This is a genomic window from Amycolatopsis sp. NPDC058340 (assembly GCF_042723975.1).
Classification (GTDB): Bacteria; Actinomycetota; Actinomycetes; order Mycobacteriales; family Pseudonocardiaceae; genus Amycolatopsis.
Genome location: NZ_JBHXIB010000048.1, coordinates 18,069 through 33,173, shown reverse-complemented (window position 1 = coordinate 33,173; position 15,105 = coordinate 18,069). Strand labels below are relative to the sequence as shown.

At 68.7% G+C, this 15,105-nt stretch carries 16 protein-coding genes; 5 read left to right on the top strand and 11 right to left on the bottom strand.

What is annotated here, in order from left to right:
- Nucleotides 1-39 precede the first annotated feature (39 nt).
- From ACFWIW_RS34020 to ACFWIW_RS34000, 5 genes are all read left to right on the top strand, one after another.
- Complete coding sequence (locus ACFWIW_RS34020; protein ID WP_378372230.1) at nt 40-792, top strand: ESX secretion-associated protein EspG; 753 nt, start codon at nt 40-42, stop codon at nt 790-792.
- Between the two features lie 699 nt (nt 793-1,491).
- On the top strand, nt 1,492-2,001 hold the full coding sequence (locus ACFWIW_RS34015) for a DUF3558 family protein (RefSeq protein ID WP_378372229.1): 510 nt from the start codon (nt 1,492-1,494) through the stop codon (nt 1,999-2,001).
- A 262-nt stretch (nt 2,002-2,263) separates the two neighbouring features.
- Nucleotides 2,264-2,686, top strand: a complete 423-nt coding sequence (locus tag ACFWIW_RS34010; protein ID WP_378372228.1) for a hypothetical protein — start codon at nt 2,264-2,266, stop codon at nt 2,684-2,686.
- Nucleotides 2,687-3,241 (top strand): DUF3558 family protein, encoded by a 555-nt coding sequence (locus tag ACFWIW_RS34005; protein ID WP_378372227.1) that lies wholly within the window; start codon nt 2,687-2,689, stop codon nt 3,239-3,241.
- 19 nt (nt 3,242-3,260) lie between these two features.
- The gene (locus ACFWIW_RS34000; RefSeq protein WP_378372226.1) at nt 3,261-4,736 is read left to right on the top strand and encodes a hypothetical protein; all 1,476 of its coding nucleotides are present in this window, start codon (nt 3,261-3,263) and stop codon (nt 4,734-4,736) included.
- A gap of 43 nt (nt 4,737-4,779) precedes the next feature.
- On the opposite strand, the gene ACFWIW_RS33995 is transcribed toward ACFWIW_RS34000, so the two are convergent.
- The 11 genes from ACFWIW_RS33995 to ACFWIW_RS33945 all read right to left on the bottom strand — a co-directional run bounded on the left by ACFWIW_RS33995 (nt 4,780) and on the right by ACFWIW_RS33945 (nt 14,989).
- A complete protein-coding gene (locus ACFWIW_RS33995; protein ID WP_378372225.1) occupies nt 4,780-5,745 on the bottom strand; it encodes a glutamate ABC transporter substrate-binding protein in 966 nt (321 codons plus the stop codon).
- Nucleotides 5,745-7,130 (bottom strand): hypothetical protein, encoded by a 1,386-nt coding sequence (locus tag ACFWIW_RS33990; protein WP_378372224.1) that lies wholly within the window; start codon nt 7,128-7,130, stop codon nt 5,745-5,747. Before ACFWIW_RS33990 ends, ACFWIW_RS33995 begins: the two co-directional genes overlap by 1 nt.
- Nucleotides 7,131-7,236: 106 nt before the next feature.
- Nucleotides 7,237-7,875 carry a response regulator gene (locus ACFWIW_RS33985; protein ID WP_378372223.1) on the bottom strand — a complete coding sequence of 213 codons (639 nt, stop codon included), beginning with the start codon at nt 7,873-7,875 and terminating at the stop codon, nt 7,237-7,239.
- The gene (locus ACFWIW_RS33980) at nt 7,872-8,999 is read right to left on the bottom strand and encodes a sensor histidine kinase (protein ID WP_378372222.1); all 1,128 of its coding nucleotides are present in this window, start codon (nt 8,997-8,999) and stop codon (nt 7,872-7,874) included. The genes ACFWIW_RS33985 and ACFWIW_RS33980 overlap by 4 nt, the downstream gene beginning before the upstream one ends.
- Before the next feature lie 8 nt (nt 9,000-9,007).
- Entirely contained in the window at nt 9,008-9,130 is a 123-nt protein-coding gene (locus ACFWIW_RS33975; protein WP_378372221.1) for a hypothetical protein, read from the bottom strand.
- 66 nt (nt 9,131-9,196) lie between these two features.
- Nucleotides 9,197-10,447 (bottom strand): GAF domain-containing protein, encoded by a 1,251-nt coding sequence (locus tag ACFWIW_RS33970; RefSeq protein WP_378372220.1) that lies wholly within the window; start codon nt 10,445-10,447, stop codon nt 9,197-9,199.
- 82 nt (nt 10,448-10,529) lie between these two features.
- A complete protein-coding gene (locus tag ACFWIW_RS33965; RefSeq protein ID WP_378372219.1) occupies nt 10,530-11,402 on the bottom strand; it encodes an ATP-NAD kinase in 873 nt (290 codons plus the stop codon).
- Nucleotides 11,403-11,545: 143 nt separating this feature from the next.
- Nucleotides 11,546-12,256, bottom strand: a complete 711-nt coding sequence (locus tag ACFWIW_RS33960; protein WP_378372218.1) for a hypothetical protein — start codon at nt 12,254-12,256, stop codon at nt 11,546-11,548.
- A 189-nt stretch (nt 12,257-12,445) separates the two neighbouring features.
- Entirely contained in the window at nt 12,446-12,649 is a 204-nt protein-coding gene (locus ACFWIW_RS33955; RefSeq protein ID WP_005163378.1) for a cold-shock protein, read from the bottom strand.
- 248 nt (nt 12,650-12,897) lie between these two features.
- Nucleotides 12,898-13,068 carry a hypothetical protein gene (locus ACFWIW_RS33950; protein WP_162836881.1) on the bottom strand — a complete coding sequence of 57 codons (171 nt, stop codon included), beginning with the start codon at nt 13,066-13,068 and terminating at the stop codon, nt 12,898-12,900.
- A 259-nt stretch (nt 13,069-13,327) separates the two neighbouring features.
- Nucleotides 13,328-14,989: a thiamine pyrophosphate-binding protein gene (locus ACFWIW_RS33945; RefSeq protein WP_378372248.1), complete on the bottom strand. Its 1,662-nt coding sequence runs from the start codon at nt 14,987-14,989 to the stop codon at nt 13,328-13,330.
- Between the last annotated feature and the right edge of the window lie 116 nt (nt 14,990-15,105).

Below are 15,105 nucleotides of genomic sequence, written 5' to 3'. Positions count from 1 at the left end.
GAGAGAACCGATTCAGCAGGTGATGAGGGGGAGGGACCGGTGCCTGCGTCATTTTCGATGTCGATGGCCCAGCTCGACGTCGTACTCGAGGATCTCGGGCTCGGCAGATTCGTGCTGCCCTTCGAGATCCCGACCGTCGGAACCACCATCACCGAACGCGAGCGGCACTGCGAAGAGATCTGGGCCGGGCTGGCCGACCGGGGCTTCGCCCGCGGCCGCGAACTCCTGCGCGACTACGAGCAGTCCCTCCGGCTCTGGGCCACCGGGGATTTCGTCGTCACCATGGAGGCGCACGAGGTCGAGCAGGACGCCGAATACCTCTATCGGGGCGCGTGGAACAGCCGCCTCGGCATCGTGAGCGAGCAGCGCGGCTTCGACATCCTCTTCGAGCCGGTCTACCCCGAACAGGTCGTCGCGACCCTGCTCGGCTATCTGCCGTCCCTGCAGCCGTTCCCCGGCCGGGTGACGACGTCCAGCACGCTCCCCCCGGCCAAACGACCGGACGACCCCTTCGACGAAGACCCGGACAACCTCCGCCTGGGCGCGGCCGCCCGTTTCTTCGAGCACCCGCTCGCGCGACTGGGCACGATCAGCCTCACCCTGTGCGACGACCGGGGCAAACCGCAGCAGAAAAGCGTCCAGTGGTTCGACAGCCTTCAGGGCCGCTTCATGCTCACCACCGACCGCTTCCCCGACGGCGAAGTCCGCCGCACGTTCACCCCGACGAGTGGCTCTCACCTGGCCCGATGGGTCCACGACCTGGTCGAAGCCGCCCGCGTCGGCAGCGCGTGATCCTCGCCGGAAGGCGGCCTTCGAGGCCGTTTCCGCTACAAGCCAACTCGATCGGGACCCACAACCAATGAAGGTCAACGTCCGCAACGCAGCGCTTCCCACGATCCTCACGATCGCATTCACGGCTTCGGGCTGTTCGCACGATCGGCCGGCCCTCCGGCTCCTCTGTCGACGTCGGCTATCACCACTTCACAGACAGCGAACTCCGCGGAGATCTTCGGTGATCTGAAGGCCTGCGCACTGCTCGAACCGGTGACCACAGCAAAAGGGTTCGCCAAGCCGACAGAAGAAGACTATGAGAGCGACAACGGATGCCAGGCTCAGAAGAGCGAGTACGGCGTTATCAGCACCTATCTGGTCGACGAAGCCGGAATCGATGAGCTGTCTCGGGGCGCGGCGCCAAGATATCCACGCAGGTCGCCGGACGGGACGCCGTGGAGATACCGGGGTCGGGTGGCATCTACACCTGCATGGTCGGCGTCGCGGTCGGCCCTCGGGCTCGCATGACCGTAGGGACCACCCTCCTCAAGGGCTCGAACGAGGAGGCCTGTGTCTCTTCCAGGGACGTCGCCGAGCAACTCGCCTCGAAGCTGCCTCAGGGAAGCTGATTTGCGGCAAGCCGACTCCATGAAAGCAGCCGGGAAGAACCGAGCGAGAGAAGCCATGGGAATTACCAGGCGCCGGAAACTGGCAGCGACGATGGCAGCCACGGGACTGACCCTCTTCGCATGCACTGGAACCAATCCGCGCACATCTTCGCCGGCACCGAATACCCCAGCCGGTCCTTCACGAAGCTCGTCGAACGCCCCGTCCGGGGTATTCGACGAGATCAAAGCCTGTGACCTTCTGTCGCCGATCACGAGCGCACGAGGCTTCCAGGACCCTCAAGAGGCGCAGTACGAGAGCGACAACGGCTGCCAAACACTGAAACCGCGCTACGGTTCCGTGAGCACGTACCTGGTCGACAACGCCGGGATCGACCAGTACGACAAGGGCGAAGGGGCCCAGCGTCCCACTACCGTGTCCGGCCGGGATGCCGTCGAAATCTCCGGCTTCGGCGGAAGTACCAGCGCCTGCCTCATCGGACTGTCCGTGACGCCGCATGCCCGCGTATCGGTTAGCTTGACCCTCACCACCGGCACAAACGAGCAAGCCTGTGTCGACGTTCGCCCCATCGCGGAAAGGATCGCTGCACAGTTGCCTCGATGAACCTGAGAAGCTGCTCGAATCGGGCGGCATCGCGGCCTGGTGGACACGGTCGGAGACATGAAGCAGCCCACCTCACCCAGGCGGCAAACGTTCACCCATACGAGTGCTGCTCGCCTACTAAGACGGGCCCGTAGCCTGGTCGAAGCCGCCCGCGTCGGCAGCGCGTGATCCTCGCCGGAAGGCGGCCTTCGGGGCCGTTTCCGCTGATATCGTGATCTGACGAGCGCTACGAGTAACCGGGACTTGGTACAGGGGAGAGACCATGACGGACGGCACCGGCGGACCGCCGGGCAACTTCTCGGACATTCTGGGCGACTTCTCGGCACAGGCCGATGCGATGGTGAAGGCCGCGAACGAGGGGCGATTCGCGGTTAGCCCTGAGATGGGCGAGGCCTACAAGACCGCGCTCAACGACTACCTGGACTCTTGGGGCATCCACAAGGACATGTTCGAGAACCTCGCGCAATCACCTGAGCTGGGTGGTAGTCCGTACGCGGGCGAAGTCGGCCGGCACATGAGCTTGGTCGCTTCAGGTGACGATCAGTCCGCCAAAACGCAACTCGAAACGCTTCAGAACGTAGTCGAACGCGCCCGCGGTGCAATCGACACGGCCATAAGCAAGTACAAGTCGAGCGATCACGCCGCGAGTGTCGACCTGTCTAACCTCAACAAGGATTTCGATTAGATGAGCACAGCCGACCGTCGGGTCAAAAAAATTGCCGCCTTTCTCTTCCTGCCCATCTCTCTGCTGACTGTTTCCGGATGTACCTCGGAGAAAACCGGGACACCGACAGCGACCGCGGCCACTTCCAGCCAACCAGTGACAGCACCACCCGCCGAGGGAATTTTCGGCGATTTGAAGGCATGCGATCTCTTGGAACCGATCACCAGCGAGAAGGGGTTCGGTCCGGCAGCCCCGGAGACCTACCAGAGCGATAACGGCTGCCGCGCCAACAAGCCACGCTATGGCACCGCCACCACATACCTTGTCGAGAACGCCGGCATTTCCGACCTGAAACCGGACGGCGGCCAGACCAGCGAGACAAGCGTGGCAGGAAAGAAGGCGGTAGAAATTTCCGGCGGCGGCGGTAAAGGGAATTGCCTGATCGGAATTTCGGTCACGGAAAAATCCAGGGCCACGGTGAGCGTGACTCTGTCGAGTGGCACGAACGAACAGTCGTGCGCCGACGCCAAAGACATCGCCGAGCAGATCGCACCGAAGCTTCCCCAAGGCGGCTGACCAGAATAGGGAGGGGACCATGGCGAACAACGCCGAGCAGGGCAAGGTCGACTCGGCGCTGAACCTCGACGGCAAAGCGCACCGGACGTACGAGGGAAAGCGCTACGCGGAGACTTACGACGAGGTCAACCAAGGTCCAGGCGGCAACTCCCTGACCGCGCGGTTGACGGCGGAGGCGAAGGCCGCCCAATACTCGGGTGAGCAGGCCGAAACCCTGGCCCATGGCCAGCAGTTCCGGGCCGGGCTCGGGCCGTCGGGTCAGCGCTACGAGGGCAACTCGCACAGCGACCTGATCGGCATGGTCACCAACAACCTCTCCGCCGAGAAGATCGACCAAAAGGGCGAGATCTGGAACAAACAGGGCGACGCGCTGAACACCTTCAGCAGCGCACTCAGCTCCGCCGCCAGTAAAGAGGGCGCCCACTGGCAAGGCACTTCGGCAGAAGCCGCCCACGGATTCTTCAAAAGCCTCAGCAGATGGGCCGACACCGCGGGCGACGGCGCGTATCTCGCATCCAACCGCTTCTCCCAGTCCGCCGCGGCGGCGACCACCGCGAAGAACTCGATGCCCGAAGAGGTCCCCTTCGACCGCAACGCCGAGTACAAGAACGCCCTCAACCAGCTCGCGACGGGGAATCTCGCCGGCGCGGTGGACACGGTGGGCAACATCTCGGCCAAGCAGGAGCAGTCGTTCCAGGCGCATCAGCAGGCCGCGCAGGTGATGCACAACTACGACCAGTCGCTCTTCGACGTCAATTCCAAGCAGCCCACGTTCGCCCCGCCGCCGGAGATGGGCGAGTCGACGACGGCGTCCGGGTTTTCCGGGGGTACCGAGCCGAGGGGGTTCAGCGGCGGGCCGGGGCCTGGGCCCAGCAGTGGTCCAGGGCCAGGGATGCCGGGTGGTCCGAGCGGGCCGGCGCCGGGGCCCGGGATCACGACGGGTGGCGGGCACACCGGCGGGCCGGGGCCGAATCAGCCGGTCAGTGGGCCGCCGGGGTCGTTCCGGCCGGGGCCGGGGCCGGGGTTGGCGGCGATGAACGGACCGGGGCCCACCGGGCTTGGCCGGCTCGGCAGCGAGCAGTATCGCGGCAAGCCCGGCCGGACGCCGAGCGGGCCGGGTGGCAGTGCGGCGAACCGGTTGACCAGTGGCGGCTTCGGGCGCAACGGCGGGTCGGGCAACGTCGCCGAGCGGCTCGCGGGCGGCAAGGTTTCGGCCGGTGACGCCGAGAAGCTCGCGGGCAAGGGCGGCGGGTCCGGGTCGGGCAAGCTGCCGGAGGAGCGGGTCACCCGGGGTGGCGCGGCCGCGGCGGGCAAGAGCGGCGGCGGGCACGGTCCGATGGGTGCCGGTGCGCCCGGTGGCAAGGGGCAGAAGGAAGAGGACAAGGAAAAGAAGGCCCCGAACTACCTGCAGGAGGAAGACGCCGACGTCTTGTTCGGCGGCTACGAAGGCGAGATGAAGCCGGTGCCGCCGGTGATCGGCGACAAGTCCCCGTAAGAGCAAGCGGGCCGTTCGGGAGCGATTCCCGAACGGCCCGTTCTCATTTGTACTGGGGCGACGGCGGCGTCCCGCCCTCGAGTTTGTTCCCGATCCATTTCGCGTAGCTCGCCTGCCACGCGCCGCCGCGCACGTTCTCCAGCACGGCGTTCACGTACCGCACCATGTCCTCGTTCTCCTTCGGGATCCCGATGCCGTAGTTCTCCTCGGTGAACCGGTCCCCCACGATCTTCAGCGTCGGGTCCTGCGCGAGCATCCCGGCGAGGATGACGTCATCCGTCGACACGGCCTCGACCTGCTTCTGCTGCAGCATCACCAGGCAGTCCGACCAGTTGTCCACCGAGACCGGCACCGGCTTCGACGGATCCGCCGCGATCTTCGTGAGCGACGTCGACGTCTTGGTCGCGCACACCCGCCGCCCGGCGAGGTCCGCCAGTTGCGTGACCTTCGAGCCGGATTCGACCAGGATCCGTTGCCCCGCCTGGTAATAAGCGGTCGAGAAGTTGACCTTCTTCAGCCGGCTGCAGGTGATGCTGTAGGTCCGCACCACGATGTCGACCTGCTTCTTCTCGAGCACTTCTTCCCGGAGTTTCGACGGGATCGCCCGGAACTGCACGCGGCCTTCCGCGCTGCCGAAGATCGCCTTCGCGATCTCGTTGACCATGTCGATGTCGAAGCCTTCGAGCTGGCCCGACGTCGGATTCCGGAAGCCGAACAGGAACGTCGTCTGGTCGACACCCGCGACGAGCTTGCCGTTCTCCTTGATCTTCGCCATCGTCGACCCGCTGGTGATCGACGTGCCGTTGGTCGGCCGCAGGCTGGCCAACGGGTTGCAGCTCGTGTCGGTCGTCCCGCCACCGCCGGTGTTGTCGGCGCCGCCGACGTTCGCGGGCAGCGGCGGCGCGACGTCGCCGACGGGTGCCGGGTCGACCGGCGTCCCCGCGCTGCCGCAAGCCGTCGCCAGCACCAACACCGCGCCGAGCACGGCCGTTCGCAGACCGTTCCGCATCACCGGTACTCCCTCAGCCGTTCACGGATTCCCAGGGCCGACCCCGCCGCCGCCAGCACCGCCAGCACCGCGATTCCCGGCGCGAGCAGGGTCAGCGCTCGATCGGCGCCGCGGGTGTCGTCGAGGAATTCCTGTCGTCCCACATTGATCGCGGCCACCAGGTTCTCGTCGAGCCGCAGGAACGCCCCGGCCGCGCCGTCCTTCTTGTCGTCGCGGATGGCGGTGGCGACGGCGTCCTGGTAGAAGCCGTCGTCGTCCTGCCGCCGCACCTCGCCGTGCGCCTTGAACCACGCCGACGCCGCCTGGATGGCCGCGTCCACCTTCTCCGCCGCCGCGCCGCCGGCCGCGAGCCCGCGGGCCTCGCCCAGCAGACCGCCTTGGCCGTCCGTCCCGCCGAGTTGCGCGGCGAGATCGCCGAAGTTCTTTTCGTACGCCGCGCCGTCGCCGCGGGCGACGAGGGTCAGCGTTTCGTCGGCGCGCGCCTGCAGCGCCGCGATCCTGGCGCGGACGAGCACGTCCACCTGGTGCGAGCCGTCTTCTTCACCGCTGCTCACGAGGGTGCTCTGCACGATCAGCGCGACCGCGCCCCACAGCAGGGCGACCACCACCGACGCGGTCGCGACGACGAGCCCGACGTTCAGCAGCCGGTTGGTCTTCCGCGTCAGGTGCACCTGCGTGACGATCAGTGCGGCGAGCAGGGCGAGCACCAAAGCCGTTGACAGCCAAGGGAAACCGGTCGCGTCGTCCTGTTCGGCGGCGAGCCGGTCGGTGTCGGTCCGGTAGAGCTCCTGTGCGGCGGGAAGGATTTTCGACCGCATCAGCTCCGACGCCTCACGCAGATACGAGGCACCGACGGGATAACCCTGCCGGTTGTAGACGCGCGCCGTCTCGATCAGTCCCGTGTAGACGGGGATCTCGCGGCCGAGGATGTTGATCTGTTCGGCCGCCTTGCCGGCGCCGGACGAGTCCGATGCCGCCTTCGCCAGTGCCGCCCCGGCCTCCGCGATGTCGCGTTCGTACCGCTGGCGCATCGGGAGCGGCTCGGTGCCGATGGAGAGGAACGAACTGGCCGCGGTCGCGTCGGCGTCCGAAAGCGCGCGATAGACCTGTTGCGCGGCGGCGGCCAGCGGTTCGCGGTGGTCGATCAGGCCGTTGATCGTGTCCTTCTTGTCCTGCGCCGCCAGCGTGCCGAACAGCCCCGCGACCAGCGACAGCAGGACGAGCCCGATCGCGATCACCGACAGCCTGCCCGGCGTGGTCGCCGCGGACCGGACGATCGCGCGGATCCCGTTCCCCGGCAGCTCGAGCAGCCCGGCGATCCCGCCGCGGCCTTCCGGCGCGGGGGGTGGCGCGGGGCTCCCCGGCCGGGTCACAGTGCTCGTCATCGCCGATCCTCCCCATTGGCTCCATCCGCACAGAAGGTATCCGAGTCGGGATCAGCGCAGCCAGTGACACCGGCGTGTGTCATCGGCACGTGATCTGCGGGCAGGGTCAAAGCCCTTTTTCCAGGCCGTACCGCACGGCCTCCGCACGATTGCGCACACCGATCTTGGCGAAGGCGTGGTTGATATGGCTTTTCACGGTCGCCTCGCCGATGAACAGCTCGGCGGCGATTTCCGGATTGGACAGCCCCCGCGTGATGAGGCCGAGCACTTCGGCTTCGCGCGTGGTGAGTCCGTCGGGCAGTTCGACCTTGGCCCGCGTGACCGGTCGCGCGTCGAGCGCGGCGACGAGTCTGTCGGAGACCTCCGCGGCGAAGATCGCCTGTCCGTTGGCGGCCGAGCGGACGGCCGTCCCGATCTCGGCGCGTCCGGCGTCCTTGGTCAGGTAGCCGCGGGCGCCGGCTCGTACCGCGTCGGCGATCGACGCGTCGTCCGCGTACGTCGTGAGGACGACGACCGCGACCTCCGGGTGATCGCGTTTGAGCAGCCTGGTCGCGGCCACCCCGTCCAGGACGGGCATGCGCAGGTCCATCAGCACGACGTCGGCCGCGGTGTGGCGGAGCAGGTCGAGCGCCTGCCGTCCGTCGCCCGCGGCGCCGGCGACCTCGATCCCGTCGATCAGGCCGAGCAGCGCGACGAGCCCTTCGCGCATGACCTGCTGGTCATCGACCACGACCACCCGGATCACGCCCGCACCACCGCCTCCACCGTCCAGCGCCCGTCGTCCGGGCCCGCGGTCAGCGTGCCACCGGCGAGCGCGAGCCGCTCCCTCATCCCGGTGAGCCCGAACCCGCCGGTGTCCTCCGATCGGACGGTTTCGCCGAGTTCGTTCCACACTCGCAGGCGAACCTCCGCCTCGGTGAAGTGGAGCCGGAGCGACACCGGCCGCCCGGAGGCGTGTTTGGCCGCGTTGGTCAGCGCCTCCCGCGCGACCCCGACCAGCGAGACCACCGCGGCGGACGGCAGCGGCCGTTGCTCGCCCACCACCTCGAAGGACGCCCCACCGTGATGCGCGGCGGCCAGCTGCCGCAGGGCTTCGGCGGGCGACGGGACGTCGCTGCGCAGGGCGGCGACCGCGTCCCGTGCCTCGGCGAGCCCGTCCGCCGCCAACCGCCGTGACAACCGGACCCTGCCGAGCGCACCGTCCACATCGGACTTCTCGGCGAGCAGCGCCTCGGCGACCTCCAGGTGGACTCCCAGCGCCCCCAGCGAATGCGCGAGCACGTCGTGGATCTCCCTGGCGATCCGGGTGCGCTCGTCGAGCGCCGCCGCCCGCGCGTGTTCGGTCTGCGCCAGCTTGGTCTGCTCCAGCAACGCCGCCGCCTGCGCCGCCTGCACCTCGTACTGCCGCCGGTTCAATCCCAGCAGCATCAGTACGAGCAGCACACCCACATTGCCGAACACCAGTGGTTCGGTCGCGCCCGCGACCAGGCCGGTGACCGCCGCGAGGCTCGCGTCGAGCCCCACCACCCCCACGATGGCGGCCACCGACGGCTCGGTCAGGGTGGCGAACCGGCTGACCGTGACCACCGCCAGCACGATGGCGGAGGAGTCCTCCGCCCAGCCGAGCGCGATCGACGGCGCGACACTCGCCACCGCGAGCAGCACGGTCGCCACCCGGGGGAAACGCGGAGAAGCCGCCACGAAACCCAGCCAGCAGGCCCCGCTGACGCCGTACGCCGTCCAGATCCACGGACTGGACTCGCTCGCGGTCAGCAGTACGACCACGACCGCGGCCGTACCGAGCGCCTGGACGACGAGCCAGCTCGGCGCGATCGTGTCCGGCAGCAGCGGCTTCTCCCGCTTCCCCATCTCCCCCCTCAGTGCTCGCTCAGCCGCGTGATCATCTCGACCAGGATCAGCCGGTAGGCCAGGAACCCGAGCAGCACGACGACACCCACGACCACCAGCCCCAACAGGCCTTTCACGTTCATTTTTCCCATGTCACGGACGTTAGGCACGCCGACGGGTGGAGCGGGACCACCGGCGGGTTGAGGCGGGGATGGAACTCAACCCCGGACGGCGGGCGCGACGGAATGCGGCAGGACCTCGCCGTCGGCGGGCCGTTCGATGACGACCTCGACGTCGTCGTCGAACCGGTACGGCCTGGCCAGCAGGAACCCACCGAAATGCCGCCGCATCCTGGACATCTCCGCGCGGACGGTGACGGTGCGCCCGGCGTCGCCGAAGAGGTCGAGCGAAAGTTCCGAGGCCGACCGCCCTTCACGATGGCGCGCGAGGACGTACAGCATCTCCGCGTGCCGCGGGCTGAGCCGATGCGACCAGGTGCCGGCCGCGCCCGAGACGCGCAGCGTGCTTTCCCGCGAAGACCTCAGATCGAGCACGACCCGGGTCGGTGGCGCGTCCTCCTCCTCGGTGAGCCGGACGAGCCAGCCTCCGGGCAGCGGCTCCAGCAGGCAGTTCCCGTACGCCGGCAGCCAGGTGCGGCCGGGGGCCGCGTCGTTCGGCAGCGCGATCCGGCCGACCGGGACGAGCCCCGCCGAGGCCGCGATCCAGCCGTGCGGGTCGGTGATGACCGCCCGGCCCTTCACCTTGGCGAGCAGGGGTGTGGCCAGCCCGCGCAACCGTTCGAGATCCGAGAGATGCGTGGTGCGCAGATGCGCTTCGGCGAGCTTCGCGACCGCGTCGACCAGGGCGAGGGTGGACGGATGCACGGTGGAGGCCGGTCCGGAGAGGTCGACGGCGCCGAGCAGTCTCCCGGTCCTCGGATCGTGCAGTGGCGCGGCGGCGCAGGTCCAGTCGTGCTGGTTGCTGACGTAGTGCTCGGCCGAATAGACCTGCACCGGATGCCTGGCGACCAGCGCCGTCCCGATGGCGTTGGTACCCGTGGCGGGCTCGTGCCAGTCGGCCCCTTCGACGAAGCCGAGCCCGTCGGCGCGACGGCGGACCGCGGTGCTGCCGTCGCGCCAGAGCACCCGGCCGTCGGCGTCGACGACGACCATGATGTGCGCGGCCTGTTCGGCGAGGCCGACCAGACCGCCGCGAAGGGCGGGGAGGACGGTCGCGAGGCCGCTGTCACGACGCCGGGCTTCCAGCTGTTCCGGGGCGAGCGGAGACGTCGGTGAGCCGCGGTCCGGGTCCAGACCTAGTCGCCGCATTCGCTGCCATGACGCGCCGATGACCGCACGTGGCCTGCCGGGGAGCGTGGTCCCCGCGAGCACGGCCTCGCGCACTTCGGCGAGGACACGCGCGTGCCGCCGCGGATCCGCGCCGACCGGCAGCGCCGCCTCGAGCTGCACCTGGCCTACTCCTTCTGCTCTGTTCAGGCCAGTGTGCCCGGGTGTCCCGGGGAGCGGAAGGTCTCTGTGACCTGGGCGCGGTCTATCCGGGGAAGGGCGCGTCCGCCAGGAGGGACGGGGAAAAGGCCCCCGTCGGTTTCCGGCCGAGCAGCAGGCCGGTCCTGGTGGCCTCGGCCATCACCGCGCGGACGTCGACGCACCACGGCCCATCGGGCTTCAATTCGACGAAAGCGCTCTCTCCGGGCTTGAGCACGAAATGCGGCTGGCCGTCCAGCGCGATGGAGCCGCCGGCGGCGGCGAGATCGACGCGGACCCCGGCGTGCAGCACGCTCCAGCCGCGTACCCCCACCGCCCGGACCTCGCCGGGCGCGATCGGCGCCTGCACGACGTACGGCGTCTCGTCGACCGGCCCGAGCGAGACCGCGACGCCGTCCACAGTGGACTTCGGGCTGGGACAAAGGCGTCCGGGGATACTCGACAGCCCGACCCCGTCCGGAACCGCGAACGTGCAGTACAGCTCGGTCAGCGACGCGGGATCCCACCGGCTCTCCGAGCACACGCTGACGTCGATCAGCGCGATCTCACGGCGGGCCTTCGTGACGACCTCGAGCACGGTGGCGCGGTTCGTGACCAGGTCCGTGTCCACCTGATGGGTGGCCACCAGCCCGGCGGCGAGCCCGGCGACGGTGGACTCGTCGGCGCCCCCGGCGGGCAGCATCAGCAGCGGGACGTCACCACAGGCGGCCGCCGCGGCCCGCATCATGCTCTCGTTGCCGAGGCAGATGAGCACGCTCGCACCCGCGTCCACCATCCGGCGGACGGTGCCGATGATCTTGCCCGCGTCGGTCCACACCATCACGCGGCCGACGCCGGCCACCCTCAGTGCCGAACGCAGGCTCTGGATGTCACGCTCCGAAGCGGGGTTCGCCACGATCCCCGCAACCGCTTCGCCCACATGTCCTCCGCTGCCGCGCCAAGTCCCTACTAGGAAACGACGTCCGGGCCGCGAAAGAAAGAGTTGCACGAGGTTGCATCACAAAGTCACCGTGACTCCGGCGGGCGAAGGGGAGGACGACGACCACGGATTTGCCGGTCGCGTCACCAGGAAAGCGGCCGAGGTTTCCGGTCGGCGGCACTCCTGCCCGTCAGGACGCGGACGCCGAGCGGGACGAGCACCAGGCCGAGGGCCACCGCGGTGACGACGCTCAGGAACTCGCTTTCCTTGAGCACCCCCATCCAGAGGGTGCACGGCCAGAGGAACAGCAGCGCCCGCCCGGTGCCGAAGGTGCCTGCCCGGAACGCCCCGATGGCCAGCAGCAGTCCACCGGCGTATTGGCCGACCGACGCGGTGACCGGGATCCGCCACCACCCGTAGGACAGGTCGACGTAGTCGTCCATCACGAGCCTCGTCGCCTGGTCCAGGCCGAGCTTGTCGACGAGCTCGAAGGCCGCCAGATCGATGCCGGCGAAGTAGACCCGTGCGAACAAACCCAACGCGAGCAGAAGGAATCCCCAGACGGCCAGTGCCGGCACCTTCGCCGCGACGATCTTCGCCAGCATCAGGAAAGCCGGTAGCAGGAGGATCGCCCCGAGCAGGAAGACCGAGTACGCGGCCGTCACGAAGGCGGGGTTCGCGGCGTACGCGGCCAGCTGGCCGGGCGCGGCGAAGGGCTGTTGGTCGAACCATGCGACTTGCTCCGGCGTGAAGTCCTTCAGCACCAGATGCCGCAGCGACAACCCCGCGAACCACACGAGCGGGGCGAGAATCAGTGCCACTCCGCCGATCCATCGGCCGGTTTTACCGTTCATGACGGAATCGTCGCCGGGGCGGGCGACGCGAGACAGCGCCCGAAAGTCAGGCGCAGGCCTCGACTTTCGTCAGGATCGGGGCGGCAGGCACCGCACTCACGTGATCGGCGGCGGAACTCGCGTGATCGCCCGGAAAAGCAGCAGGGCCGCCTCCCCGAGGGGATGACGGCCCTGCTTGGAAAACCTGGATCAGATCACGGTGACCGAGGTGGCCTGCGGACCCTTCGCGCCCTGCCCGATCTCGAACTCCACGCGGGCGTTCTCCTCGAGGGTACGGAAGCCGTTGCCCTTGATCTCGCTGTAGTGCACGAAGACGTCGCCGCCGCCGTTGTCGGGAGTGATGAAGCCGAACCCCTTCTCGGAGTTGAACCACTTCACAGTGCCCTGAGTCATAAAATCTCCATATGCAACACAAACAAACAGGAAGCCACGTCGGCAGCCCGGGTCATGACCAGACGGTTTGCTTCCCCGGAAACACGAGGAGACACTACGCCCGCTGAGTTCTGCGAGCGTGAACCAACACGAACACAAAAAACGAGACCTGAAGCAGTAAAGCACACCTCACGCAGGCCGACAAGCGCCATCACCCGGGTGTGCGCCGACGCACTGTACCTCTCCGGCCGTCGACGCGACCGGCCGGGCTATTCCCCGCTGGCCGCGCGCAACGGCGCCTCGTTGCCGAACGGCGAACGGCGCAACGCCTCCCGGTTCGTGGCCACGACGGCGATGTCGTGGGTCTCCGCGTCCGCGCTGAACAGCACCGGCACCACGCCGGAAACGGACTTGTCCTGTGGCTTCGCTTCGTCAGCCATGTTTTCTCCCAGTGTCAACACAACGCTCTGCGTACGTACTGCGTGCCAACAACCACACCGGCCATTGCCCGGTCCATATCGGACTCTCGGTGTTGCCGCGATTGTGCCACGGCCGACCGACAAAATCCGGTGTCCGCGACCGAAAGTCGGCCGAGTCGTCACCTCGTTCCCACCCTTTGGAGCAGGTGAAGGCGGCGCCACAAGGGTTTCTGTGTATCCCCTGAGAAAAAGTACCGCCCGGTAATCGGCGTGGCGGCCCCTACTGGCCGCCCTGTTGCGGCCTCGACGCGCCCAGCAGGCTCGTCAGCCGGATGTCCGGCGTCACCACGTCCGGATCCGTGCGGATGTCGATCACACAAGGCCGTTGCCGCACCAGCGCGCTCGCGATGATCGGCTCCAGCTCTTCCCGATCGTCCACGGTGTACCCGGCGGCGCCGAGCCCGCGCGCCCACGAGGCGAAGTCGGTGATGGGGACGGTGACCCCCGAAAGCCGCCCGTGTTTGCGTGCCTGGTGGACGGCGAGCGGGCCGTGCACTCCGTTCTGGAACACCAGGACGGTCACCGGAACGCGGTAGCGGACGGCGGTCTCGATCTCCTGCCCGGTCATCAGCGCACCGCCGTCGCCCGCCATCGCGATCACCGTCCGGCGTGGTTCGGCGAGTTTCGCCGCGACCGCCGCGGGGACCGCGTAGCCCATGGCCGCGTTGCTCGGCCCGAGCTGGCTGCGCGGCGCGGTGAAACACCAGTAGCGGTGCATGAACTGGGCGAAGTTGCCCGCGTCGCTGGTCACGATCGCGTCTTCGGGCGCGAGTTTGCGGACCGCGCGGATGACGTCGGCGGGGTGGACGCGGGTGGCGCCGCTGGTGTCGGGCGGCGTCATGAAGGTGTGCACCGCGGCGTTCGCGGCCGACGCGCGCCGCTGCCTCGGCGAGGCCACATTGCGCAGTTCACGCAGGAAGGGCTCGACCTCGGAGTCGACGCGGAAGGTCAGGCCGCCGCGGCGGGCGGGCTCGATCCCGGTGCCGACCAGCACCAGCGTCTGCGACGGCGTCGGATAGCGGAAGGACTGGGTGGTGACCTCGTCGAGCTGCGTGCCCAGCGCGAGCACGAGATCCGCGCGCTCCAGCGCGTCGAGCTGCCGCGCGGGGATGCCGATCCCGAGATGGCCGGCGTAGCGCGCGTGGTTCTCGGGGAAGGCGTCCTGGCGGCGGAAGGCGTTGTACACCGGCAGCGCGAGCTCGTCGGCGACGGCGATCAGCTCGTCGCGCGCCGCGCGGGCCCGGCCACCGACGATCACCACCGGGTAGCGGGCCTCGTCGACCAGCTGCGCGACCGCCTCGGCGGTCCGGCCGAGCGCGCCGGTGGCGGGCGGGCGCACGGCGGCGACCGGTTTCGCCGAATCGAACGGGACACCCCAGAAGTCGGCGGGGACGGCGACGACCGTGGGCCCCGGCCTGCCTTCCCGGCAGCGGGTCAGCGCCTCGACCAGCAGACCGGGGACCTCGTCCGGCGATTCCGCGCGGCCGGTCCACTTCGAGATCGGCTCGAACATCGCCGTCAGGTCCGCGGTCGGCAGCTCGCTCGTCGGGCCGGGATCCTGCGGCGGGTTCTCCAGGAGGACGACCATCGGGCTCTCGTCCTGGTACGCCGTGGACACGCCGATCGCGAGGTTCGCCGCGCTCGGGCCGCGGCCTGCCAGCAGCACCGCGGGGTGCTCGGTCAGCTTGCCTTCGGCCTCGGCCATGAAGGCCGCGCCGGAGTCGTGCCTCGCCGAAACGAAGGTGATCGAGCGTTCGCGTTGCAGCGCGTCGAGCAGACCCAGGAAGGACTCACCCACCACCGCGTACACGCGGTGGATCTGCGCCTCGGTCAGGATCCGCACGGCCGTCTGGGCGACGGACGCTCCCGGTTGGTATCTAATGAGAAGAGCTTAGGCGGGCGGTGATCGGTGCCGTCAAGCGATCTTCCGATTCCGGCGACCCCGGAGCGGCGGAATGTCCGATATTCGGAACGTGTTCGAGCAAGGGAGCACGAAAA